Origin of the sequence: Kitasatospora purpeofusca, assembly GCF_042691725.1 — a bacterium.
GTDB lineage: Bacteria > Actinomycetota > Actinomycetes > Streptomycetales > Streptomycetaceae > Kitasatospora > Kitasatospora purpeofusca_B.
Window position 1 is genome coordinate 8002546 of sequence record NZ_CP170483.1, and the last position, 23717, is coordinate 8026262.

General features: G+C 75.4%; 20 protein-coding genes and 1 pseudogene. 10 read left to right on the plus strand and 11 right to left on the minus strand.

The annotated features are described in order from the left end of the window. Window positions 1-35 precede the first annotated feature (35 nt). The gene (locus ACFCLZ_RS34510) at window positions 36-809 is read left to right on the plus strand and encodes a hypothetical protein (protein ID WP_380281833.1); all 774 of its coding nucleotides are present in this window, start codon (window positions 36-38) and stop codon (window positions 807-809) included. A gap of 112 nt (window positions 810-921) precedes the next feature. Then, the gene (yidD, locus tag ACFCLZ_RS34515; RefSeq protein WP_380281834.1) at window positions 922-1539 is read left to right on the plus strand and encodes a membrane protein insertion efficiency factor YidD; all 618 of its coding nucleotides are present in this window, start codon (window positions 922-924) and stop codon (window positions 1537-1539) included. A gap of 159 nt (window positions 1540-1698) precedes the next feature. On the opposite strand, the gene ACFCLZ_RS34520 is transcribed toward yidD, so the two are convergent. Next, on the minus strand, window positions 1699-4044 hold the full coding sequence (locus ACFCLZ_RS34520) for a glycosyl hydrolase family 18 protein (RefSeq protein WP_380281835.1): 2346 nt from the start codon (window positions 4042-4044) through the stop codon (window positions 1699-1701). Window positions 4045-4362: 318 nt separating this feature from the next. On the opposite strand from ACFCLZ_RS34520, the gene ACFCLZ_RS34525 reads away from it, so the two are divergent. From ACFCLZ_RS34525 to ACFCLZ_RS34540, 4 genes are all read left to right on the plus strand, one after another. Then, window positions 4363-4971 (plus strand): class I SAM-dependent methyltransferase, encoded by a 609-nt coding sequence (locus ACFCLZ_RS34525; RefSeq protein WP_380281836.1) that lies wholly within the window; start codon window positions 4363-4365, stop codon window positions 4969-4971. A 215-nt stretch (window positions 4972-5186) separates the two neighbouring features. Next, complete coding sequence (locus ACFCLZ_RS34530; protein WP_380281837.1) at window positions 5187-5762, plus strand: RICIN domain-containing protein; 576 nt, start codon at window positions 5187-5189, stop codon at window positions 5760-5762. A gap of 173 nt (window positions 5763-5935) precedes the next feature. Beyond that, window positions 5936-6520 carry a TerD family protein gene (locus ACFCLZ_RS34535; RefSeq protein WP_380281838.1) on the plus strand — a complete coding sequence of 195 codons (585 nt, stop codon included), beginning with the start codon at window positions 5936-5938 and terminating at the stop codon, window positions 6518-6520. Between the two features lie 179 nt (window positions 6521-6699). Then, window positions 6700-7764, plus strand: a complete 1065-nt coding sequence (locus tag ACFCLZ_RS34540; RefSeq protein WP_380281839.1) for a DUF5954 family protein — start codon at window positions 6700-6702, stop codon at window positions 7762-7764. Window positions 7765-7848: 84 nt separating this feature from the next. On the opposite strand, the gene ACFCLZ_RS34545 is transcribed toward ACFCLZ_RS34540, so the two are convergent. The 7 genes from ACFCLZ_RS34545 to ACFCLZ_RS34575 all read right to left on the minus strand — a co-directional run bounded on the left by ACFCLZ_RS34545 (window position 7849) and on the right by ACFCLZ_RS34575 (window position 15652). Beyond that, the gene (locus ACFCLZ_RS34545) at window positions 7849-9396 is read right to left on the minus strand and encodes a lytic transglycosylase domain-containing protein (RefSeq protein WP_380281840.1); all 1548 of its coding nucleotides are present in this window, start codon (window positions 9394-9396) and stop codon (window positions 7849-7851) included. Between the two features lie 223 nt (window positions 9397-9619). After that, window positions 9620-10540, minus strand: coding sequence for a pyrroloquinoline quinone biosynthesis protein PqqB (pqqB, locus tag ACFCLZ_RS34550; RefSeq protein ID WP_380286374.1), 921 nt, complete (start codon window positions 10538-10540; stop codon window positions 9620-9622). A 10-nt stretch (window positions 10541-10550) separates the two neighbouring features. Then, window positions 10551-11999 carry a pyrroloquinoline quinone biosynthesis protein PqqE gene (gene pqqE / locus ACFCLZ_RS34555; RefSeq protein WP_380281841.1) on the minus strand — a complete coding sequence of 483 codons (1449 nt, stop codon included), beginning with the start codon at window positions 11997-11999 and terminating at the stop codon, window positions 10551-10553. Beyond that, the gene (pqqC, locus tag ACFCLZ_RS34560; RefSeq protein ID WP_380281842.1) at window positions 11996-12748 is read right to left on the minus strand and encodes a pyrroloquinoline-quinone synthase PqqC; all 753 of its coding nucleotides are present in this window, start codon (window positions 12746-12748) and stop codon (window positions 11996-11998) included. The genes pqqE and pqqC overlap by 4 nt, the downstream gene beginning before the upstream one ends. Next, window positions 12745-12903: a pyrroloquinoline quinone precursor peptide PqqA gene (gene pqqA, locus ACFCLZ_RS34565; RefSeq protein ID WP_380281843.1), complete on the minus strand. Its 159-nt coding sequence runs from the start codon at window positions 12901-12903 to the stop codon at window positions 12745-12747. The genes pqqC and pqqA overlap by 4 nt, the downstream gene beginning before the upstream one ends. Window positions 12904-13124: 221 nt before the next feature. Then, complete coding sequence (locus tag ACFCLZ_RS34570) at window positions 13125-14795, minus strand: PQQ-binding-like beta-propeller repeat protein (RefSeq protein WP_380281844.1); 1671 nt, start codon at window positions 14793-14795, stop codon at window positions 13125-13127. A gap of 167 nt (window positions 14796-14962) precedes the next feature. Then, window positions 14963-15652, minus strand: coding sequence for a hypothetical protein (locus tag ACFCLZ_RS34575; protein ID WP_380281845.1), 690 nt, complete (start codon window positions 15650-15652; stop codon window positions 14963-14965). A 446-nt stretch (window positions 15653-16098) separates the two neighbouring features. Between ACFCLZ_RS34575 and ACFCLZ_RS34580 the strand changes: the two genes are divergently transcribed. Next, window positions 16099-16482: a hypothetical protein gene (locus ACFCLZ_RS34580; RefSeq protein ID WP_380281846.1), complete on the plus strand. Its 384-nt coding sequence runs from the start codon at window positions 16099-16101 to the stop codon at window positions 16480-16482. A 66-nt stretch (window positions 16483-16548) separates the two neighbouring features. Further along, complete coding sequence (locus ACFCLZ_RS34585; protein WP_380281847.1) at window positions 16549-16815, plus strand: hypothetical protein; 267 nt, start codon at window positions 16549-16551, stop codon at window positions 16813-16815. 14 nt (window positions 16816-16829) lie between these two features. Here ACFCLZ_RS34585 and ACFCLZ_RS34590 read toward each other — a convergent pair whose 3' ends face one another. Both ACFCLZ_RS34590 and ACFCLZ_RS34595 read right to left on the minus strand, forming a co-directional pair. Beyond that, window positions 16830-17534: a ribonuclease H gene (locus ACFCLZ_RS34590; RefSeq protein WP_380281848.1), complete on the minus strand. Its 705-nt coding sequence runs from the start codon at window positions 17532-17534 to the stop codon at window positions 16830-16832. A 45-nt stretch (window positions 17535-17579) separates the two neighbouring features. Continuing rightward, window positions 17580-18518, minus strand: a complete 939-nt coding sequence (locus ACFCLZ_RS34595; protein WP_380281849.1) for an NADP-dependent oxidoreductase — start codon at window positions 18516-18518, stop codon at window positions 17580-17582. A 137-nt stretch (window positions 18519-18655) separates the two neighbouring features. Between ACFCLZ_RS34595 and ACFCLZ_RS34600 the strand changes: the two genes are divergently transcribed. Together ACFCLZ_RS34600 and merB are read left to right on the plus strand one after the other, a co-directional pair. Then, window positions 18656-19057, plus strand: a complete 402-nt coding sequence (locus ACFCLZ_RS34600) for a winged helix-turn-helix transcriptional regulator (RefSeq protein WP_380281850.1) — start codon at window positions 18656-18658, stop codon at window positions 19055-19057. A 19-nt stretch (window positions 19058-19076) separates the two neighbouring features. Then, window positions 19077-19346 (plus strand): annotated as a pseudogene (merB, locus tag ACFCLZ_RS34605) (organomercurial lyase); the annotation flags it as partial. Between the two features lie 195 nt (window positions 19347-19541). Here the strand turns inward: merB and ACFCLZ_RS34610 are convergent. Next, a complete protein-coding gene (locus ACFCLZ_RS34610) occupies window positions 19542-23489 on the minus strand; it encodes a phosphodiester glycosidase family protein (protein WP_380281851.1) in 3948 nt (1315 codons plus the stop codon). Between the last annotated feature and the right edge of the window lie 228 nt (window positions 23490-23717).

The following is a 23717-nucleotide window of genomic DNA, read 5'->3' on the forward strand; positions in this document are numbered from 1 at the left end:
GACCCTGTCGATCCCCGACCGAGAAAGGAGTTCCCATGTCCGAGTGGTTGGCGCTGGCCATCGCCATGCTGGCGGCCGGCGCCGTCGTGGTGGCGGTGGTGCTGCTGAGGCACCGCCGCGCCGGTGCGGACGAGGACACCGACGAGACGCCCGACGTCATCGAGTACATGACGATGATGATCGGCGTGGTCTACGCGATCGTGCTCGGCCTCGCCATCGCCGGCGTCTGGGAGGCGCGCGGCGTGGCGCAGGACGACGTCTTCCGCGAGGCGCAGTCGCTGCACGAGGTGAGCGAGCGGGCACAGATCTACCCGGTGGAGTTCCGCGACCAGGTCCGCGCCGACGTCGACGCCTACGTCTCCTACGTGGTGGACGTGGAGTGGACGTACATGCGCGAGAACGGCGAGATCTCCGACCGGGGCACCGAGTTGCTGGAGAAGCTGCGCACCGACGTCGCGACCCGCCCCCCGGCCTCCGACCTGGAGGCCCAGGCCTACCAGCCGATCATGGACCGGATCAGCATCGCCGACGACGCCCGCAACGCGCGAGGGCAGAACGCCGGCCCGACCATGCCCGGCGTGGTCTGGTTCGGCCTGATCGTGGGCGCGGTGGTGACCGTCGGCATGGTGTTCGCCCTGCAGATCCGGCGCTCCACCCGGGAGTTGCTGCTGGCCGGTGCGTTCAGCGCGCTGATCGCCTTCCTGCTGTTCCTCATCTGGGACTTCGACGACCCGTTCGGCCGCAGCGTCTCGGTCACCACCCAGACGTTCACCGACCTGTTCCCGCACCTGGGCGGCGGGAGCGGCTGAGCACCGCCCCCGGTCCTTCTGCCGGCCGACCCCCGCGCCGCGGCCTTCGATAGTCTGAGCGAGCCGTTGGGGGTCGGCCCCGGCGTGCGCGCGCCGAGAGGAACCGTCAGCGTTGTCCCACCAGCAGCCCGCGCAGGGCGACCCGTTCCCGACGACCCAACGCCCCGGACGCGCCTGGTGGTGGCTGCCGACCGAGGAACGCCGCCGGCGCAAGCGCCAACAGCAGGAGTGGAAGGCGTACCTGCGCAGGCACGGGGAGCGGAAGAAGGACAACGACCTGGACGACTGCCTCCCCTCCGGCTGCGGCGGCGGAGGCGGCACCGGCGGCGGTTGCGGCGGTGGCAACGGCGGCTGCGGGGGCGGTGGCGGCGGGTGCGACGGCCCCTGCCTGCTCGCCCTGTTCTCGGTGATGACGGCCGCCGGCGTCCGGTTCGTCCTCACCGGTGGCCGGAGGCGGCGGACGGCGCACCGCACGGATCCCGCCGCGCCCCCGCCGCGGGGCCTGGCCGCCGGGGTGCTGTACGGCGCGGTGCGCCACTACCGCGCCGAGATCAGCCCGAAGCGCCCGGCCTGCTGCCCGTACACCCCGACCTGCTCGACCTACGCCGTCCAGGCGCTGCACCGGCACGGCGCGCTGCGCGGTGCCCGGCTGACGGCGGGCCGGCTGCTGCGCTGCCGCCCGGGCGTGGCCCGGCGCGGCGGCGGTGTCGACCCGGTGCCGGAGCGCTGAGTCCGGCGCACCGGGGCCCGTACCGGGGCCGCCGTACCGGGGCCGGCGCACCGATACCGGCGCACCGGGTCCGGAGCGCCGAGCGGGCGCCGCGAAGCCCTGGGGGCCGGCCGGTGCACCACCACCGGCCGGCCCCGCAGGGACCGTTGACGCGGAGCGTCAGTTCAGGCTGCCGCTCATCGCGTTGAGCATGGTGGCGGAGGCGTCGTCGTTCTCCAGCGAGAAGGCGAACATCCCGGCCAGGCCCTTGCTCTTGGCGTACGCGCCGCGGGCCTGGACGGCCTGCGGGGTGTCACCGGTCCAGAAGTTGGTGCCGTCGTAGACCCAGGAGGACTCGGTCACCGGGTCCCAGTGGGTGTTGGCGGCGGTCGGGTTGAGCTCCTTCCAGGCGGCCAGGCCGGCCTCCGCGCTCAGCGGCTTGGCCGGGGTCGGGCCGGTCGCGCTCTGGTAGAGGCCGAAGTTGTTGCCGGCCGGCACGCCGGTCCAGCCGCGCCAGTAGAACGGCACGCCCAGCACGATCTTGTTCGCCGGGAAGCCGCCCGCGATGCCGTACTCCGACAGGCCGGTGGTGTACGCGGTCAGCGTGGTGTCGACGTTGTACTTGCGGGTGCCCGGGGTGATCGGCGTGGTCGGGTCGGCCGGGCTGTCGTGCAGCGGGTCCTGGTGGTTGGTCGGGCCCTTGGCGTCCCACGAGCCGTGCATGTCGTAGGTCATGATGTCGGCGTAGTCCAGGTACGCGCCGATCTTGTCGGTCTCCAGCTGCGCGATCTTGTCCTGACCGCTGGGCAGTGCCGCCGTCAGCAGGAACCGCTTGCCCTGGGCGTTGCCGAGGGTGTCCAGCTGGGTGCGGAACTCCTTGAGCAGCAGGGTGAAGTTCTGCTTGTCGGCGGGGGAGTAGTGGTTGCCGGTGTGGCCGCCGGCCGAGCCCGGGTACTCCCAGTCGATGTCGACGCCGTCGAAGAGGCCGGCCGCCGTGGCCGCGCCGCCCGCCGGGTCACCGGCGACGTTGGCCGGCAGGTTCCCCTTGAGGAACATGTCGAGGCAGGAGGAGACGAACTTCTTGCGCGAGGCGTCGCTGGCGGCCGCGTCGGAGAAGTACTTGGAGTACGTCCAGCCGCCGAGCGAGATGGTGAAGCGCAGGTTCGGGTACTTGGCCTTCAGCTGGCGCAGCTGGTTGAAGTTGCCCTTGAGCGGCTGCTCCCAGCTGTCGGCGCTGCCGTCCACGCTGGCGGCGCCGTTGTAGTCGGCCTGGTAGTCGGCGTAGGCGTCACCGGCGCCGTCACCGGCGTTCGGGTTGTTCTCGTTGGCCGAGTCCGAGGCCTTGACCGCCTGGAAGCAGGTCAGGTTGGTCGGGTGGATGTTGGCGAACGCGTAGTTGATGACGTCCAGCTTGCCGGCCGCGCCGCTGGTGTCGACGTTCTTCGCGTGGTACGCGTTCTCGTAGACGCCCCACTGGTCGAAGTAGGCCGCGCGGTACGGGCTGTTGGCGGGCGCCGCGGCGGTGGTGGTGCTCACCGGGGCGGACTGGGCGGAGGCGTGGCTGCCGGAGTAGCCCTGGACGGTGAAGGTGTAGCCGCGGGTCGGCAGCAGCGAGCTGACCGCCACCGAGGTGCCCATCGAGGTGGCCACCAACTGGTCGCCCGCGTACACCTTGTAGGCGACCGGGAGGTCGCCGGCGGTCGCGGTGGACGGCTGCCAGGTGAGGACCACGGCGTTGTGGGTGACCTTGGAGACGGTGACGCCGCTCGGGGTGGTGACCTTGCCGTCCCCGGTGGGGCCGGTGCCGGTCGAGGTGGCGGTGGGCGTCACGGTCGGGCTGTTGGTGGCCGTGGGGCTGTTGGTGGCGGTCGGACTGTTCGTCGCCGTGGGGCTGTTCGTCGCGGTCGGGCTGTTGGTCGCGGTCGGGCTGCTCGTGGCGGTGGGGCTGTTGGTCGCCGTCGGGCTGGCCGTGCCGGTCGGGCCCGCCGGGCCGGTCAGGCTGAGGTCGTCGGCCTGGTAGGCGCCGGTGCCGTACCAGCCGTGGGTGAAGACCGTCACCGAGGTGGTGGTCGCGCCCGTGGTGAAGGTGGAGCTCAGCTGCGTCCAGCCGCCGGCATTGGGCACCCAGCTCTGGGAGTTGACGCCGGTTCCGGTCGCACCCAGGTAGACGTAGCTGCCGCGCACCCAGCCGGCCAGCGTGTAGGTGGTGTTCGGCAGGACGGTGACGGTCTGCTGGCACTGCGCGGTGTCGGACGCCGAGGCGGCGCCGTTGAGGGCGTAACTGCCGCCGTGCACCGGGGTGGTGACCACCGATCCGTTGGCGCAGGTCCAGCCGGCCAGGGTGCCGGTCTCGAGGTCGGCGTTGGTGAGCAGGTTGACGGGGGCGGCCGAGGCGGTGTTCAGGGAGAGCGCGACGGCGGCGCCGCCGGTGCTGAGGGTGGCGGCCAGGGCGAGCGCGAGCGCCCGGCGACGCGGGGCGGCGGCCCGGCGCTCAGCGGGGCGCGCGGACATGACACGGTCATGCATGCGGTGGTCCTCCGGAGGAGTGGGGGTTCCGGCGGTGCGGCGGCCCGGGGTGGGCCGAGGGAGCCGAACCGGGCGCTGTGGGGGCGCGCGGTCGGGTGAACACGTGCGGCAGGGCAGGATGCGGCAGGGCGTGCGGGATCGTGGCGCGGACCGGCCCGGGGGCCGTCGCGGTCACGACATCACAGATTGGACTGGACCAATATTCGCCGTCAAGGGTGTCCGGTGGGCGGACCGTCGGCGGCCGTACGAACGGTGGGACGGGCGCGGGCCCGGTACGGTGGCCTCCCGAGAGGTCCCGCGTCGAACGGAGGACGGGTCATGGACAGCCGCGCCTGGGACGACCGCTACGCCGCGAGCGAGCTGGTCTGGGGTACCGAACCCAACCGCTGGGTGGTCCGCGAGCTGGCCGGGCTCGCCCCCGGACGGGCCCTGGACCTGGCGGCCGGGGAGGGCCGCAACAGCATGTGGCTGGCCGGCCTCGGCTGGGAGGTCACCGGCCTGGACTTCTCCACCGTCGCCCTCGGCCGGGCCGAACGGCTCACCGCCGCGCTGCCCGACGAGGTGGCCGACCGCCTCACCTGGCGGCACGGCGACGCCCGCACCGTCGAGGCCCCGCCCGAGGGTTATGACCTGGTCCTGGTCGCCTACCTCCAACTCCCCGCCGAGGACCGCCGGGCCGCGCTGCGCCGGGGCGCCGGGGCCCTCGCCCCCGGCGGCACCCTGCTGGTGGTCGGCCACGACGCCACCAACCTGACCGAGGGGGCCGGCGGCCCCCGGGACCCGGCAGTGCTCTTCACCCCCGAGGACGTTCTCGCCGATCTGGCCGGCACCGGGCTGCGCACCGTCCGCGCCGAGCGGGTCCGCCGTCCGGTGGGCGACGGAGCGGAGGCGGTCGACGCCCTGGTCCGCCTGGAGCGGGCCGCCTGAGCGGGCTGCGGGTTCCACAGGTCTGGACCAATACCCCCATTCGGGAAGATCCCCGAATACCGGTCCATTCGTAGGCGATGTTCCCTCGGCCGTCATTTCCGACACCCGTTGAAGGCGAATTCCCGAACGGTTAGTGTTCGATCCGGCGGGCGCGCCGAGTGTCCGTCATCGGTCGGAATTCCGACATCCGGAGGGGATTGCTCATGCAGGGAACCATGCGCAGGTCGGTTCGTTTCGTCGCCGGCTCCGTCGCCGCGGCCGCGCTGGCGGCCTCGGCCCTCGTCGGCGTCGCGGGGAACGCCGTGGCCGCCGGTGCCGCCCCAAAGGGCGCTCCTGTCGCGCAGGCCGACGCGCAGGCCTCGCCCGACGGGGTGCTCCTCGACCCCGGTCAGGGGTCGAGGCTCCAGAACGTGAACAGCGGAAAGTGTCTGGTGGTCCAGGGCTACAACAACAACAGCCAGGCCTTCCAGTTCGACTGTGCCGGATTCGACGACCAGTACTGGGTCTTCGACAAGGTCTACGGGAAGAACAACGCCTTCCGGATCAGGAATTTCCACAGCGGGAAGTGTCTGGTCGCGCGGGGCGTCGACGGCGAGTCGCCGGTGGTCACCACCGACTGCGCGGACTACGACGACCAGCTCTGGTGGGCGGTCTCGCTGCAGATGGGCGGGTACCAGCTGAAGAGCTTCTACAGCCTGCGCTGCATGATCGTCCGGGGCGGCCAGCCCGGGAACGGCGCGGTGGTGGGCGGTTGCGACAAGAACTTCGCCGACCAGCGCTGGACCTGGTAGCCGCTCGGGCGGCCGGTGGTGCCGGACCGTCCGCGGGCGTTCCGGCGCCACCGGCTTCCGCCGCGCGTCCGCGGGGTATGCAGCTGTCCCGGGACGAGGGCGTACGCGGGGCGCGGAAAAGATCTACAGTGTTGTAGATTCGAGGCGCGCAGGCGAGCAACGAGGAGGGCGCGATGAGCGTTTCGCTGGCGAAGGGTCAGAAGCTGAGCCTGGAGAAGCCGGGTGGAGGCCGACTGGGCGTGGTGCGGATGGGCCTCGGCTGGCGGGCCGCGCAGAAGAAGGGTTTCCTCGCGAAGCTGTTCGCCGCCCAGGAGATCGACCTGGACGCCTCGGCCGTGCTGTTCGCCGCGGGCAAGCCGGTCGACGTGGTCTTCTTCCAGCACCTCACCAGCAACGACGGCTCGGTGCGGCACAGCGGTGACAACCTGACGGGCGGCGCCGGGGACGCGACCGACGACGAGACCATCACCGTCGACCTCACCGCCGTGCCGGCCGAGGTGGACCAGATCCTCTTCACCGTCAACTCGTTCACCGGCCAGACCTTCCAGGAGGTCGAGAACGCCTTCTGTCGGCTGGTCGACACCCAGACCGGCACCGAGCTGGCCCGCTACACGCTCACCGGCGGCGGTGCCTACACCGCCCAGATCATGGCCAAGGTGCAGCGCGCCGCGGGCGGCTGGCAGATGACCGCGATCGGCCAGCCGGCCAGCGGACGCACCTTCCAGGACCTCATGCCGGAGCTGGTCAAGCACCTCTGACCGGCGGACCGGCCGGCCGACCGCCACACCGGCCGGCCGGTCCGCTCGGCCCGCCCCGGGGCTCCGGGACGGGCCCGCCGGTGCGCCCCGCGACCGCGCCGGGAGCCGGGCGTGCCCGGTCGGGTGGAGTTCGGTGATAACCCTGCGGCGCTCTCCGCGCGTCCGCTAACACTGGCCGCATGGACGATGACGCTGTGCAGCTACCCGAGCACCTCACGATCCGGGTCACCCACACCGACGACCCGGTCGCCGCGGTGGCCGGCCTGGAGGCCTGGGCATCCCGCGAGAAGTACCCGAACCTGATGATGATGCCGCCCGTCTTCGGCAGCCTGGAGCGCACCGGGACGGGCGCCTGGAGGATCCTCCACTTCCACGCCACCACCCCGCAGGGAGCCCGGGACGACCTGGGCCACTCCTTCCGGGCCTGGGCCCTGGCCGAACCCGGCACCAGGCTGGCCGCCCCCTGGAACCTCACCGACGAGGAGCGCGCCTCCTACACCGAGGCCTACGAGCGGATGGAGTGGGAGGCGCTCGACGAGATCTCGGTGGCCGGCCGGGACTACCGCGTCTTCCGCGCGGAGCAGGTGCTGCGCTCGGGCCCGGACGGCATCGAGCCGCCCCGGCCCACCGACCCGGACCCGGCGGCCGTCGGCGAGGGGTACCGGCTGCCCTCCCGGGTGGACGGCTTCCTGATCGACCCGGCGGCCGGCGTCACCCTGGTCGACGGGATCCTTCGGCTGGACATGATGGCGCTGGTGCCGACCGGCCGGTTCATCCCGGAGGACGTCCGGGCCGAGGCACGGCTCGCCTCGCACCTCTACCCCAATGTGATGGTCCTGCCGGCCCACTGCGCGGTCGCGGAGTACCGGGACGGCCGCTGGGGGCCGATGACCGGTGCCTGCGAGACCCCGCAGGGCGCCCGGGACAGCCTGGCCGCCTATCTGCGCGAGTTCGCCCCCCGGCTGGACCCGGGCCTCGGCGAGGAGGAGCTGGCCCGGTACGCGGAGGCCGCCGACCGGCTGGACGCCGAGCGGGCCGATGAGGTGCAGGCGGCGGGGCGCCGGTTCCGGCTGGTCCGGGTCGAACCGGTGGTCCGCCTCGGGCCGGACGGGCCGGAGCTGCCCCGCACCTCGGACTGGGACCCGGACGTGCCGCTGCGGGTGCAGGAGCAGCGCGACCGCGCGGCCGGGATCGTCTACGCCGAGGACGAGGACGAGGAGGACGAGGAGTCGGAGGGCGACTGACGGACGGTCGCCCGTGCGCGTCGGCCCGCCTCCCGGATGTCCGGGAGACGGGCCGATGTCGTCGTGCGGGCCGGCTGCCGCGGGTCAGTGCGCCGAGGGGGCGGCGGCCGAGGGGGAGAGCGCGGCGCTCGGACTGGCGCTGCCGGACGGGGTGGTCGACGGCGTGGTCGACGGGGCGGTCGGCGTGGGGCAGCCGGGGCCGGTCGGGGTGGCCGTCGCGCTCGGCGTGGCCGACGGGGTGGCGCTCGCGGAGGGGCTGGCGCCCGCCGTCGGGGTGCCGGTGGGGGTGCCCGTCGGTGTGGCGCAGCCGGTGGGCGTGTCCGTGGGCGTCGCCGTCGGAGTCGCGGACGGGGTGCCGGTGGGCGTCGTCGACGGGGTCCCCGACGGGGTTCCGGTCGGGGTGCCGGTCGGCGTGGTGCTCGGCGTCGTGCTGGGCGTGCCGGTCGGGGTGGCGGTCGCGGTGGGGCTCGTGCTGCCGGACGGCGTGCTGCCGGGCGTCGTCGGCGGGGTGGTGCTCGGCCCGTCCGAGGGAGAGGCGCTCGCGGACGGCGAGGGCGAGGACGAACCGGACGGCGCGGCGCTCGGCGACGCGGTGCCGGTGGGCGTCGTCGACGGGGTCCCGGTCGGCGTCGTGGTGGCCGGGCCCGGCGTCACCGGCGCGAGCGGGCTCGGCGGCGCGACGGGGAGCAGCGGGGCGAGCGGGCTCGGCGTACCCGGGCGGTTCGGGGTGGTGACCGGGCTGCCGCTGCCGAAGTGGGCCATCCAGTTCCGGACGGTGCGCAGGTACTCGTCGGAGTGGTTGTAGCTGAGGATCGCCCGGTCCAGCTGGGCCTGGTCGGACAGGTCGCGGCCGCCCGCGCAGAGGTACCGGCCGGTCGCCTCGGCGGCGTCGAAGATGTTGTTCGGGTCGGCCTTGCCGTCCCCGCTGGCGTCCACGCCCCAGGACGCCCAGGTGGAGGGGATGAACTGCATCGGCCCGACCGCGCGGTCCCAGCTCGCGTCGCCGTCGTAGCGGCCGCCGTCGGTGTCGGCGATCGCCGCGAAGCCGGCGCCGTTCAGCACCGGGCCGAGGATCGGGCGGAACGTCGTCCCGGCGGCGTCGACCGCGCCCCGGCCGGCCTGGCCGGACTCGACCTCGCCGATCGCCGCGAGCAGCTGCCAGGGGAGGTGGCAGCCGGGCGAGCGCAGCGCGAGCGCCGCCTCGGCCTTGCGGTAGGCGGCGAAGACCGTCTCCGGCAGGGCCGGTCCGGTGCGCAGCGGGTCGGCGAAGGGGGAGGTGAGCGGGGCGAGCGGCGGCTGGGCCAGCGGCAGGGTGCCGCCGCCGTCGGCCGGCGGGGTGCCGGGGACGCCGGTGGGGGCGAAGGGCGAGGCGGTGGCGCCGTAGGCCGGGCCGCCCGCGATCACGCCGGTCGCGTCGGACGGGTTCTCCACCGGGCCCGCCGCGGCGACCGGGGAGAAGCCGAGGCCGGAATGGGAACCGGTCAGCGCCGCCAGCGCGGTGAACACCGCCAGCATCCCGGTCACCCGCTTGCCGAGCCGCAGCCGCCGGCCGGCCGTGCGGCCCAGCCGCTGTCCCCCGGTGTCGGCGGGTTTCCCCTCGTTCCGCGTGGCCTCGCTGTTCCTGCTCACCATGCCGTGCCCCTCCCGTCACCGTCCGGTCCCCCGAGGAACGGACGGGCTGTCACCATCGTGCCTGCCGGTGCATGACAGTTTCTCGTTACCGGAATGATTAGTATCACGACGATCTGACAGGCCCTTGGTGGCCAGGGGCGATACCGGGCGCCATCGTTGGGTGAACGGACGGTGGAGCGGCTCGACCGGACACGGTCAGACGGTCGACCGGGCCGGGAGGGCGTCAGAGGTCGAGCAGGGTCCCGTCCTCGGCGACGGCCGCGCCCGCCGCCGCGAGGGCCGGTGCCAGGGCGGCGGCCTCCGGTGAACCCCGGTGGGCCAGCGGGTTGGTGTTGTTGAGATGGGTGTAGAGGTAGCGCGGTCCTGGCCGGTGGCGCAGGTGGGGGAGCGAGTCGGCGACCGCCAGGTGACCCATGCCGCGCGAGGTGCGGGCGCCGCCGGTGCGTTCGGCGAGTTCGTCGTCGGTGGCGAAGGTGCCGTCCAGGACGACCACGTCGGCGTCGGCCACCGCCCGGTCGAGGGCGGGCGTCCAGACGGCGAGGCCGGGCGCGTAGACGGCGCGGGCCCGGCCGCCCGCCTCGGTGAAGCGGTAGCCGACCACCCAGTCCGCCCGCTCGCCGGCCGGGTCGCCCGCAGGGAGGCCGGCCGGGTCGGCGGCGTACCGGGGGCGCTTGCCGCCGAGCGCCAGCGGCTCGGCGACCAGGCCCCCGGCCAGTTCGACCGGCTGCCCCGCGGTGACGGTGTGCCAGCGCGCCTTGGTGTAGGGGGCCAGCAGCGGGCCGACCGGGAACGCCTCGTGGAGCGCGGCGCGGACCGGCGCGGTGGCGTGCACCGACAGCTCGGCGGCCTCCCGCAGGGTCACCAGGCCCAGGGTGTGGTCGAGTTCGCCGCTGGTGAGCAGGACGCCGCGCAGCGGGGTGGCCCGGGTGCCCGGCGGGGGCGCCAGCTCGGGGGCGGCGAGCAGCTGGGAGCGCAGGTCGGGGGAGGCGTTGACCAGGTACCAGGCGGCGCCGTCGGCGCTGATCGCCAGGCAGTCCTGGCTGCGGACGGCGCCGGTGCGCCGGGCGGTGGCGCAGCCCTCGCAGCCGCAGTTCCACTGGGGCAGGCCGCCGCCGGCGGCGGTACCGAGGATCCTGATCTTCAGCTGGTGCTCCTCACGCCGGGTCGGGGGCGGGCGGCACGGCCGCGGTGAACCGGCGCGGCACCGGTGCCGGTGTCGGTGCCGGCGTCGTCTGCGCCCGCACCAGGTGGTGGTGCGGGGAGAACCGGCAGGCCGGGTCGGTGACGCCCGGGTCACCGGTGAACTGGAAGGCCTGGCAGCGGCAGCCGCCGTGGTCCTGCTCGCGCAGCTCGCAGCTGCGGCACGGCTCCGGCATCCAGTCGGTGCCGCGGTAGCGGTTGAAGGCGGGTGAGTCGTACCAGCTGGCCGCCAGGCCGTCGGTGACCGCGTTCGGCAGTGCCGGGCCCGGCAGTTGGGCGGCGGCCAGACAGGGCAGCACGGTGCCGTCCGGGGCGACGACGAGCTGTTCGCTGCCCCAGCCGTTCATGCACGGCTTCGCGGTGCCGCCGTGGTGGTCGGCGGCCACGTGGGTGATCTCGATCCGGTCGCCGTGCCGGGCCCGGGCCTCGGCGACGTCGCGCCCGGCCTGTCGGACCTGCTCCTCGCCGGGCGCGAGGTGGGCCCGGTTGACCCAGGCCCAGCCGTAGAACTGGGTGTGCGCGAGCTCGACCCGGTCGGCGCCCAGTTCGACGGCGAGGTCGGCGATGGCGCCGAGGCGGGCGAGGTTGCCGCGGTGCAGCACCGCGTTGACGGTGAGCGGCAGCCCGGCGCCGGTGAGCAGGGCGGCCGCGGCGAGCTTGCGCGCGTGGCCGGTGGGGCCGGTCAGCCGGGTCAGCCCGGCGACGGCGTCGGCCCGCAGCGGATCGGCGTCCTGGACGGAGAGCTGGACGTGGTCCAGGCCCGCCGCCGCGAGTTCGGCGGCGCGCGCGGCGTCCAGCGGCAGGCCGCTGGTGATCAGGTTGGTGTAGAGGCCGAGCCCGCGGGCGTGCGCGACGATGGCCGCCAGGTCGTGGCGGAGCAGCGGTTCACCCCCGGTGAGGTGGACCTGCAGCACGCCCAGCCCGCGCGCCCGGTCGAGGATGCGCTGCCACTGCTCGGTGTCCAACTCGTCCCGTTGCCGGGTGAGTTCGACCGGGTTCGCGCAGTAGGTGCACTGCAGCGGGCAGCGGTGGGTGAGTTCGGCGACCAGCCCGAGCGGGGCGGGTGCCCGCCGCCCGGCGGCGGCGCCGGGCAGCCCGGCCGCCGGGGACGGGCGGGCCGGCGCGCCGGTGCCGTCGAGGGTGAGCAGCCGGCGTTCGGCGAGGTCGGCCAGCAGCGCCAGCACCTGGCCGGCGTCCACGCCCTCGTACTCCTCGGCGAGCCGGGCGGTGATCCGGGCGGCGTCGCGCCGTCCGTCGCAGTGCCGCAGGACGGCGGCGGCGGTCGTGTTGAGCAGCAGCACGCCCTCCGGGTAGAGCAGGGCGGCCTGTTGGCGGACCGGGTCGTCGACCAGCCGCACCCCGCGCCGCAGCCCGGGGGCCGCGGCGGCGGGTGCGGCGTTCACCGGGCGGTCCCTGCGGCGCCTGCGGGCGCCGTGCGGCCCGCCGTGGCGGCGCTCTGCGGCCCGTAGTCGACGGCGTCGAGCATCGCGCGCAGCACCTCGCACTTGAAGGCGAGCGCCGCCACGGCGGCCTGCTGCTGCGCGGCCGTCACGCAGTGGTCCAGTACCAGGTCCAGGGTCTGCGCGCTGTCCCGGCGGGCGTCGGGGATCCGGTGCTCGAAGTAGGCGTAGCCGGACGGGTCGATCCAGTCGTAGTGCTTCTGCCAGGCGATCACCCGCTCGGCCATGTGGTCGGGCGAGAACATCTCGGTCAGCGCCGCCGCCACGCCCTCGGTCCACGGCCGGGTCTGGCAGAAGTGCAGGTAGGCGTCGACGGCGAAGCGCACGCCGCGCGCCACGTGCCGCTCGTCCAGCACCTCGGCCCGGTCCAGGCCGACGGCCTCGGCGAGCACCAGCCAGTCGGCCAGGCCGCCCTCGCCCTCGTGCGGGCCGTCCTGGTGGCCGAGCCGCCGGGTCCACTCCCGACGGACCTCCGGCAGCGGGCAGTTGGCGATGATCGCGGCGTTCTTCCGGGTCAGGACCAGCTGGTAGTACCAGCGGTTGGCGACCCAGCGCCGCAGCTCCGGCGGCGTGCAGCCGCCGGAGTGCAGGCGCAGATGGAACGGATGGGTGTCCCAGTACCGTCCCCGCAGGCCGTACAGCCTGGCCGCGAACTCCTCGCGGCTCGACGCGGTGGTGGGGGCGTGGGTCACCGAGTGGTCCGCGCGGCGTACGCGGTGACCTCGGCGCCGGTGCGGTGGCACTCCACCGCGGGGGCGGACCAGACGGGCTTGGCCGGGGCCGCCGGAGCGGTCGGCGCGGCGCCGGCGGTGGTGGCGGGGAGTCGGGGAGCGAGCTTGGACTTCATGGGAGTTGCCCTCCTCGGTGGAGCGGGGGTGCGGGAGTTCGGGGCCGGTGGCCCCTGGGGCAGGACGCTACGAGCCGCCGGGCCCGCCCGCCGGTCCAACCCGCGCGATCGCGCGACAATCGCGCTCGAAAGGGTGACGCGACGGGCTTCGCGGCCGGGCCGGTCCCCGGGCGGGAGACCGGTGTCAGGTGGGTCCCCGGGGAGCCGGGGGCCCCTCGGGGTCAGCCGGAGCGGCCGAACGCCAGCAGATGGCCGTCCTTGGTGCCGACGAACACCCGCCCGCCGTCCGTCGCGGGCACCGAGAACCTGGTGACCGTGCCGAGTGCGAAGCTGCGCCGCAGCTTGAGCGTGCCGTTGGCCGGAAGCGCGTCGTAGACCCGCAGTTCGCCGTTCTGGCCGCCCGGGCCGGTGCCCGAGTAGATCACCCAGACCAGGGCCGAGCCGGTCGCCGTCCCGTTGGAGGTGACGACGGGGGAGCCGGAGGCGTAGCCGAAGCCCTCGGTGCTCGTCGCGGCGCTCGTCAACTGCGGGTTCCCGGCACTGTTCACCGCGTACTTGAGGGCGCGCAGCGCGCCGTAGTTCTCGACCAGGTAGACGTAGCCGCCGTCGCCGCCCCAGACGCCCGGGTGGCCCCAGACCCCTTTGAACGGGCCGGTGGTGCCGACGACGCCGTCGGTGCCGTTCGGGCCCTGGCCCATGCCGCCCAGGCGGTCCCGGTCGAGCAGGAAGATCCGGCCGTCCTTGCCGACCTGCACCATGAGGTGGGGGTGCGCGGCGGTGCCGAAGCCGGACGGCAGGGCGGTCGGGGCGCCGGAGCCGAGGTCCACGTCGCCGTGGTCCATCTCCCGGTTGTTGGTGGGACTGAAGAAGTCCCGGGGGGCGAGGCTGCCGTCGGCGGCGACGCCCAGCCGGACGACGGACTCGGCGAAGTGGCCGCCGGGCCTGTCACCGGGGCCCTTCAGCGGGGAGGAGCCCTCGCCGGCGCCGTTCCCGGTCGCCACGAAGATCCGCCCGGAGCCGTCCGACACCAGGCCGCCGCCGCTCATCCAGACGCCCGCGTTCTGCGAGGCGGAGCCGGACTCGGTGGACCAGAGGGTGAGTTTGCGGGTGCCGGTGTTGACGCCCGCCACCGTGCCGACGTACGTGCCGATCCCGCAGTCCGAGGCGAATCCGAAGTAGACCGCGCCGTCCAGCAGCAGCAGTCCGGCCCGCTGGGCGGAGGTGGCCGGGTTGAACGGCACGCCCGGGCTGTTCACCGGCGCGCCCTGGACGGTGACCGGCCAGCCGCTGCGCTCGGCGCCCGAGCCGGCGTCGAGGGCGTGCACGGAGAAGTGCGCGCCCCCCTCGCTCTCCTTGGCCACCAGGTAGACCGTCCTGCTCGCCTTGTCGTAGACCGGGGTGGAGACGATGCCGGTGCCGGGGGAGAGGCAGGCCGAGGAGGAGGCCACCGGGGTGCCGAGCGCGCGCTGCCACAGGATCCGGCCGTCGGCCGCGTTGACGCCGTAGACGTGGTTGGTCGCGGTGGCGACGATCACGGTCGAACCGGCCACCAGTGGTTGGGCGTAGACCGCGCCGTCCACGGCGGTCGACCAGCGGCGGCCGAAATCGGCCGCGGACACCTTGGCCGGGGCGAGATCGGCCTCGGCGGCGTCCCAGGCGGTGCGCAGGCCGTTGAGGGAGACGGTCGGATTGTCGGCCCGGGCGGGGGCCGCGCCGCCGAGCGCGCCGGCGGCGAGCGCCGGGGCGAGCAGCGCCAGCCCGGAGAGCAGGGCCGCCGCGGACCGCGAGGTCCGGGCCCGCCGGGCGGAGCGGGGAGCGGCCGGGTGTCGTCGTGGGGAGGCCGGGGTCGGGGCCGGTCCGGTGGGGCGCGCGGGTGGGTGAGATCGGCTCATGCGATCCGCCTTGGCTGTCGGGGGAGTACGGGGAACGGCGCCGTGGCGTCATTGTGCGAACGACCGGGCCGCACCCGCATCCGCCCGGCACCACCGTGCCCCTCCCGTTCACGCCCCGGGGGGAACCGGCTGCGCCGGGCGGCGGCGCTCGCCGGCTCCCCCGGTTCCTAGACGGACTTGGAGAGCAGCAGGGCCAGCCCGGTGGCGGCGGCCGCCTCGGCGTCGGCGTTGACGTCGTCGCCCGGGCCGCGGTCCTTGACCACCTCGACCGAGTACGCGTGGCCGTCGGGGGCGAGGAAGTTCACCTCGGGCATGCGGCCGTCCTTGCGCCGCAGCAGGTAGGCGTCCTGGCCCGCACCGGGGACCGGGGTCGCCGTGAAGTCGGGGTTGGTCTTCAACGAGGCGAACAGCGCGGGGTCCATCTCCTGGATGTGGGCGAAGGACTGCCGGGAGCCCCAGGTGCAGCCCCAGACCGGCTTGCCGTCCTTCGGGTCGGGGTGGGTGCCCCTGAACGGGCCGCCGGTGCCGACGGCGGCGACGACCTGGGGGGAGGTCAGCAGGGTGCAGGCGTCGGCGGGGCGCTTGTCGGCGCCGGCGGGCGAACCGGCTGCCGTGGTGGCGGTCGGGGTCGGGGCGGCTGCCGTGGTGGCCGGTGCCGTGGTGGCGGGCGCCGGGGCGGGGCTGCTCGCGCCGCTCGTCGTCGTGCCCGTCGGCGTGGCGGCGGCCGTCGTGGAGCCGCCGCCCGAGGAGGAGCAGCCGGCCACCGCGACGGCCGCGACGGCCGCGACGGCCGCGAGGGCCAGCGCGGGCAGCCGGCCGTACCGGCGGACGGACGTGATCGGTGACCTGCGGTCCAAGGAAACCCCCTCCGATGGCGCCCACCGGTGCGGCGGACGGCGACGTGGCAGGAGCCTACGGCCTCGGGTGAGGCGTTAGTTCCCGTTTGCGCTACGGGAGTTGGACAGCTTGGTCACGGGTGGGAGCGGGTCGCGGGACGGGCGCGTCCGGGAGGCCGGGACGGCGGTCCGGGGCACGGGGGTGGTACGCGCACGTGCGGCCGGGCTCCCGGCGGCGCCGGGGCCGCGCCGGGCTGACCTGCTCGGATGCGAAGGAGCCCGCAATACCAGTGCGGTGGGGCCGGTGTCGAGCGCGGGGCGGCGTCTTCCCCGGATGGGTGACGTTCTGGTGAAAGTGGTCATGCCAGGAACGGCGGCCCGGCATCCTGGGCCCGTGATCATGCGGATCCCGGGACGGGGCGGGGCGCGCGACCAAGGGGATGCCCGAGGGACGGAGGCCCTGAGAGATGAGCACCAACCTGCCGGAGACCGTGGCGGAGGCCCCGGCCGTCCTGCCCGCGCCGCCCCGGGTGGTGGACGACCTCGCCCGCGACCTGAGCCGGGCGGCCGCCGCCGTCCGGTCCGCCTCCAGAGACGGCCGGAGCGGCGGTGACCTCGCGGTGGCCGCGTACACCGCCGTGGTCTGCACGGGGCGGTCGGCGGCCCGCGCGCTGGAGGAGGCCGCCGCCTGGTGCCGGCAGGCACCCGAGGCCGAAGTGCACTCCCTGGCCTGGGCGCGGGTCCCCGGCCACCGCGACGACGTCTTCGAGTACCGGGTCACCCTCGCCGTCAGCTTCCCCGACCACGAGACCGGCGAACACGTCGGCGACACCCACCACTCCCGGCGCTGAACCCGGGGACGGCAGCCGCCGATCGGCGGGGCGCGCTCCGGCCGGGGCCGGGCGTAGAGTCGCGCCATGGACACTCGGGGGACGAACGATCCGGCCGCGACGGAGCGCGAACTGCCCATCGGCGCGGCCGTGGTGGTCACGGTACTGGCCGGGCTCTGCGGCGGCGTGCTGCTGCTGGTGGTGCTCCACGGACTGGGCTGGACGGCCCCCGGCCTCGGCTGGCTGGTCGCCAAGGGCGCCGTGAAGCTCGGGGTCGGCGGCGCGGTCGGCCTGACGGCCGCCCTCGCCTGGCTCCGGGCCCGCCGCGCGGGCCGGGGACCGGAAGCGTCCTGAGGGGGCGGGCCGGCTCAGGAGTGCGCGGCCGCGCACTCCAGGTGGCCCCAGCTGCCGCCCACCTTGGTGATCTTGTCGCCCTTGGCGTACGGGCGCGAGCACGGGCAGGTACCGGGGAAGCGGGCGGAGAGCGTCGGCGCTCCGCCCGACCCGCCCGACCCGCCGGAGGTCCGGCGCTTGGCGGCGGACGCGGCCGGGGTGCGGCGGCTCCGAGCCGGGGCGCTCGCGGCCGGATCCGGGACGGGCAGGTCGGCGGCGGTCCCGCCGGCCGCCTCCTGGGTGCGGGCGGCGTCGCTGGCGGCCTTGTCGGCGATCGCGTTCAGCGGATCGCCGTCCACCTGGTGGGCGGGCACGTAGACGAAGTCGACGTCCCGTCCCTCCAGGAGCCCGTCGATCCGCTGGATCAGCTCCTGGTTGGCCACCGGCTTGCCCGCGGCGGTCTTCCAGCCGTTGCGCTTCCAGCCCTTCAGCCACTTGGTCACCGCGTCGCGGGTGTAGGTGCTGTCCAGCCGGACCTCCAGCGGCACGGCGGGATCCGTGGCGGCCAGCAGCCGCTCCAGGGCGGTGAGCTCGCCCACGTTGTTGGTGCTGTGCCCGAGCGGGCCGGCCTGCCAGCGCTGCGGCGCCCCCGCGCCGTCGGCCACCACGTAGGCCCAGGCCGCCGGGCCCGGGTTCCCCTTGGCCGCCCCGTCGCAGGCGGCGATGATTCGGTCGTTCATCCTGCGATCATGCCAGGACCGGCGGACGCCCCTCGAACCGCCGGTTCAGGGCACCAGCACGAGCCGCCCGCGCAGACCGCCCCGCGCCAGCCGGCGGTGCGCCTCCTCGGCCCGCTCCAGCGGCAGGGTGTCCGCCACCGGGAGGGCCAGCTCCCGGCGCGCGGCCAGCGCCGCGAGCCCGGCGAGCGCGGCGCCGTCCGCCGCCACCCAGACGTGGGCGACCCGGATCCCGCGCAGCCCGGGCGGCGCCGCGCCCGCCGACACCGCCACGAAGGAACCCCGGTTGCGTACGGCGCCGAGCGCCGTCACCCCGAGCAGCGCCGCGTCCAGTGCGCCGTCCACCCCGCCGGGCACCAGCGCGCGCACCTCGGCGGCCAGGTCGGCGGCGTCGCGCGGTACGTGCCACTCGGCGCCCAGCTCCCGCAGCCGTGCGGCGTCCCGCTCGCCCGCCTGCGCGACCACCCGCAGCCCGCGCCGCGCCGCCAGCTGCACCGCGAAGCCGCCGACCGCGCCCGCCGCGCCGGTGACCAGCAGCGTCGCCCCGGCCGGCAGGTCCAGCAGGTCCAGGGACTGGAGGGCGGTGAGGCCGTTCAGCGGCAGGGTCGCCGCCTCGACGGCCGGCACGCCCGGCGGTGCGGGGGCGAGCGCCGCGGCGTCCAGCACCAGGGCGTCGGCGTAGCCGCCGAGCGGGACGTCCAGCCGGTCGCGCAGCCCGATCACCGCGTCCCCGACCGCGAACCCGGCCACCCCGGGGCCGAGGCGCTCCACCGTGCCGGCCACGTCCCAGCCGATCCCGACGGTCTCCCGCGGCGCCATCAGCCCGGCCTCCGCGAGCACCCCGGCCCGGGTCACCGCGTCCACCGGGTTGACGCCGGCGGCCGCCACCCGCACCCGCGCCTGGCCCGGACCGGGCTCGGGGACGGGCACCTCGACCAGCTCCAGGACCTCCGGACCGCCGAACCGGCGGACGACCACGGCGCGCATCGCGCTCTCCTTCCGACAGGGGAACCGCCGCCGCGCTGGGAGCGGCGGGGCTTGCCAACGGTCCCCAACCTAGGGAGAGTTGCTCTCCGGAAGGAAGTACGCACCCGCGCGTGCGTACCGCACCGACAGGAGAGCCGATGGCGACCACGACCGCCGCCCAGCGCCGCTCGGCCGCCCGGGCCGACTACGACGCCTACCTCGCCGAGTGCCCCGCCCGGCAGCTGCTGGAGCGGATCGGCGACAAGTGGGTGAGCCTGATCGTCAACGCCCTGGCCGACGGCCCGCAGCGCTACAGCGACCTGCGCCGCCGCCTCGCCGGGGTCAGCGAGAAGATGCTCACCCAGACCCTGCGCGGCCTGGAGCGCGACGGCCTGCTGACCCGGACGGTCACCGCCTCCGTGCCGGCCCGGGTGGACTACGCGCTCACCCCGCTGGGCGCCGGACTGCTCCCGCTGCTGCGGGCGATCAAGGACTGGGCGGAGGAGAACATGCCCGAGGTGCTGGCCCACCGGGAGGCCCACGACGGGCGGGCGGGCTGACGCGGCGGAGACGGAACAGCTGGGACTCGCGCTCCACCGCGCCTTCGCCGCCACCGGCCGCGCCTGTGCGCGCCCGCACGCCCGGACGGTCACCCGGCAGGGCCCGCCGGAGGGCGGGCAGGTGGCGCACTTCCTGGTGCCCGCCGCCCGGATGTGGGACGACGTCGTCCACACCTGCGCCCACCGGCGGCTGTTCTGCTCCACCGACTGCGTCGAGGCCTGGCTCCCCGCCACCGGCAACCCGCGCGGCGCCGTGCTCGACCTGGCCACCCTGTGGCGGCTCGCCGCGCACTGGTACGAGGGCCGGCTCGACAGCCCGTACGCCGGGCGCGCGCCGGCCGGGGCCGCCGCGTACCTGCGGTCGGTGGGGCCGGGCGGCGGGTTCCGGGGGCTGTGGGACGCCGGGACGGCGAAGGCCCGTGCGGCCACCGCCGTTGACGCGGTGGCGGCCGCACGGGCCGGGGTCAGGGACGGGCCGGCAGCGTCACAGGGCGCCGCACTGGCCGCCCTTCGGGCCGTTCACGGTGTTGCCGTGGCCGCCGTTGCCGGGGGCCGGGGTGTTGCCCGCGCAGTCCAGCGGACCGCGCACGGTGCTGCCGGCGACGGCGGTGCCGCCGGTGTTGAGCGCCAGGTGGGCCGGGCCGTCGACGGTCGACCAGAGCAGGGCGACCTGCCCGGTGGAGCCGCTCACCGAGACCGGGCCGGACACCTGGGTGTCGGTCAGCACGAAGGCCGCCGCGCCGCGGGCCGAGACCGGGCCCTTGAAGACCGAGCCGTTGGCGACCAGCGCCGCGCCCGGCTGCACCAGCACCGGGCCGGTGACCGTCGCGCCGTCCAGGCAGGTGACGCCGGAGGTGACCGCGAGCTTCTTCTGGGCGCCGCGCAGCGTGGTGGTGCACGCCGGGACGGAGCCGACGGTGAGCTTGCGCTCCGCCGTCACGCCGCCGACGGTGACGGTCAGCGTCGCGCCGCCCGGCCGCAGGCCGGTGAGGGTGCGGGTGGCCGGGTCGTAGGCGGCGACGCTGCCGCGCGCGGCCCCGGCGGCGGGGCCGATGTGCACGCCCTGGCCGCCCCACTGGGCGGTGACCGGCCAGGCGACCGGCACCGTCCGCTCGCCGTCCTGGGTGAAGGTCGCGCTGACCGGCACGGAGTCCAGCAGGCCGAGCGACTCGGGGGCGCTCAGCTGCACCGCGTCGGCGCGGGCCCGCACCTCGGCGCGCAGCCAGGCCGAGGCGTCGTCCGGCACCGCGTACGGGTCGGTGACCTTGCCGGCGGCCGGGTTGATGCCGAGCATCGTCCAGCCGGTGAAGCCGCCGCGGTCGGGCTCGGCGGCCGGGCCCTTGCCCGAGTTGCCGTTGACCAGGTACGGGACGCCGTCGACGCTGCTCGCGTGGAAGGCGCCGACGTGGCCGCTGACCATCGCGGCGGACTTGCCGCCCGCGCGGAAGCCGGCCAGCCACTGCTCGACCAGGGCGGCCTCCTTGCGGTCGCCGAGCTGGCTGCCCTGGTCGGGCAGCGGGTCGCGGGTCGGGTGGTGGTCGAACAGCAGCAGACCGGTGACGGACGGGTCCGCGGCGGCCGCGTCCAGGGTGGTGCGCAGCTTGGCGATCTGGTCGAAGCCGCTCGCCCGGAAGGAGCCGAGCGCGCTGTTCAGGGTGATGAACCGGGTGCCCTTGACGTCGAACACCTCGCTGGTCTCGCCGAAGGCGGCCTTGAAGTTGTCGATGGTGCCGGGGCCCATCACCTCGTGGTTGCCGGGCACGTAGTGCCAGGGGATGCCGTGGCCGGTGAGCCGGTCGAACTCGTCCAGCACCTTGCGGGCGAGGGCGAAGTCGGCCGGGCTCGCCTCGTCGACCAGGTCGCCGGCGATGACCAGCAGGTCGGGCTTGGCGGCGGCGATGTCGCGCAGCGTGCGGCGGGCGGCCTGCACGATGTCGCTCTCCGGGGCGCGGGCGATGAACTGGGCGTCCGACATCACCGCGACCCGCAGCGGCTTGCCGTCCACGGTGCCGTTGGTGAGCACCACCGGGTCGGTGACGCGCGGGCGCACCGGCAGTTCGACGTCCGGTGCCACCTCGACCCGCAGGTCGGCCAGGGTGAGCGCGCCGGTGTAGGAGCGGGCGGCGCCGGTCTCCATCAGCCGGAACCGCTGGAAGGTCAGCGGGTACTGCACGCCGGCCGGGATCGGGAACTCCACCTTCCGCCAGCCGGTCCAGGTGACCATCGGCGCGTCCAGGTTGGCGGTGACGCCGGCGGCGGTCCGGTACTGGATGCGCGGCCAGGCGCCGTTGCCGTCGCCCTCGATCCACAGGGTGATCGAGCGCGGCTGGCCGGGCAGCACGATGCCCTCGGGGGCGATGGCGTACTGGCCGCGGGTGCCGGTCGACTGGGTGAAGTCGTACGTCAGGCGCAGGCCCTTGCCGCCGTCGTGGCCCGCGGCCGGGGCGACGCCGCCGCCGGGCGCGCGGTCGTTGCCGGACTTCCAGGCGGCCGCGTCGGAGAAGTCGGCGAACGGCTTCTCGGTCATGCCGACGGTGACGGCGACGGCGGCCTCCAGGCCGCCCACGGTCAGCTTGAGGGTGGCGGAGGTGCCGTCCGTGAGCGCCTTGAGGGCGATCGAGCCGTCCTCGGCGGCGGAGGTCTCGACCACGCCGGCGCCGCCGGTGACGGTGAGGTCGGCGGCCTCGACCGGGGCGCCGTGGCCCTGGGCGTCGTAGCCGGTCACGGCGATCTTCGCGGTGGCGCCGGCGGCCTCCAGGCCGATCGGGTCGGTGCCGGCGGTGATCCGCACCGGCGCGCCGAGCACGGTCAGCGGCAGGGTGCCGGTCTCGGCGCCGTCGGCCGCGGCGGTGACGGCGGCCGGCCCGGAGGTGCGGCCGGTGACGACGGCCTCGGTGCCCTTGCCGGACACCTCGACGGCGCCGGGCTTGGCGTCCTTGCTGTCCTTGGCGTCCTTGACGTTCTTGACGTCCTTGGCCACCGACCAGCGGACCGGCGGGGTGGTGCCGGTCACCGGGCCGAAGGTCTCGTCGTGCGGCAGCGCGCGGACGGTGCGGTGCAGGCCGGGGAAGACCCGGGTGGCGGTGTCCACGGCCTCCGCCGGGCGGACCCGGAAGCCCTTGACCAGGCCGGAACCCGGCGCGGAGAACAGGCCGAGCCCGTTGGCGACGGCCCGCTCCCCGCCGTTGTCGGACGGGCTGCTGACGGTGCCGGCCCGAGCGGTGCCGGGCAGCCGGGCGGCCATCGCGGCCGAGCCGCCGCCGTCCATGTTGAGCGCGTTGCGCGCCCCCAGGTCCCGCATCAGCACCGCGAGGTCGGGCAGGCTGATGCCGGGGCTGTCGGCCTGCCGGCCGTCGATCGTGACCAGGTACATCCGCTTGTTGTCGGCGGAGAAGCCCACGGCGGTACGGGCGTTGAGCTCGTTGCCGTCGTTCTCGCCGGGCTGCCCCGCGACGCCGTCGCGGACCAGCACCTGGTAGCCGCCGACCGCCACCGCGACCTCGCCGAAGGAGGCGCGCGGCCGGTAGCCGGTGGTGACCTGGTCGCCGGGCTTGAGCTCGCGCAGCGCGCGGGCGCCGGCCTCCCGGCCGACCAGCACGGTGGCGCCCTCGGGCACCGCACCGCCCAGCTGGTCGCGGACGGCGGTGACCCGGCCCTCGCGCAGTTCCACCTCGACGACCTCCGAGGAGCCGTCGGCGACCTTGGCGCGGGAGGCCTTGCCCCAGGCAGGGGTGAACAGGCCGACGCCGTCGGCGGGCAGGCCGTAGGTGTTGACGCCGTTGAGGGTCAGCTCGCGGCCGCCGGGCAGGGCGGCGTGGCCCTCCAGGAACACCTCGGCCATCCGGGCCAGGCCGTCGGCGCCGACGGTCACGGCCTGGTTCCAGCCCTCGACCGGGGCGTGGACGAGGCCGCCCTCGCGGGAGACGCCGACGCCGAGCGGCGCCTCGGAGGCGTTCATGTCGAAGTAGTCGCCGTTGATGGCGGCGACCGCGCCGGCGCCCCGGGCCATGTCGGTGACGGTCTGGCGGGTCGTCACCTGGCCGGACGACAGGTAGTCGACGCTCAGGCCCTCGGTGGCGAGGTCGGCGACCAGGACCTTGCCGCGGATCCAGCCGGTCCTGCCGAGCCGGTCGAAGGCGGTCATGGTCAGCCCCGGGGCGATCGGGGTGACCTCGCGCCGGGTGACCACCGACTCGCCGGGGCGGTCGAGCACCAGGCCGGGGTCGGCGGTGGTGCCGTTCGCGCCGGGGGCGGCCGGCCCGCCGGGCGCGGCCCAGGCGGAGGCGGGGGCGAGGGCGGGCAGGCCGGCGGCGACGAGCGCGCAGAGCGCGAGCGCCGCGGCCGGGCGTCGGCGACGGCGGGCCGCGGGTGCGGTGACGGCGGTGGTAACGGCCGCGGGGGCGGTCGTGGTGGGGGTGACGGGCGGTGACATCGGTGGTTCAGCTCCTCGTACTGCGACGGGACGTGCGTGCCGCCGGTGCGAGCGCAGGACGCGGTCGGCGGCGTGGAGCGCCGCGAACGGCGCGGCCCGGGCACAAGATCACCAGGCCGACGGCAGCCAATCGTCCACGAAAGACCGTCACGCCACGCGATGGTGAACCGGTCTGTTCGGCCGTGCGAACAAAAGCCCCATTCATCGCGGGAACATGACACAACAGGC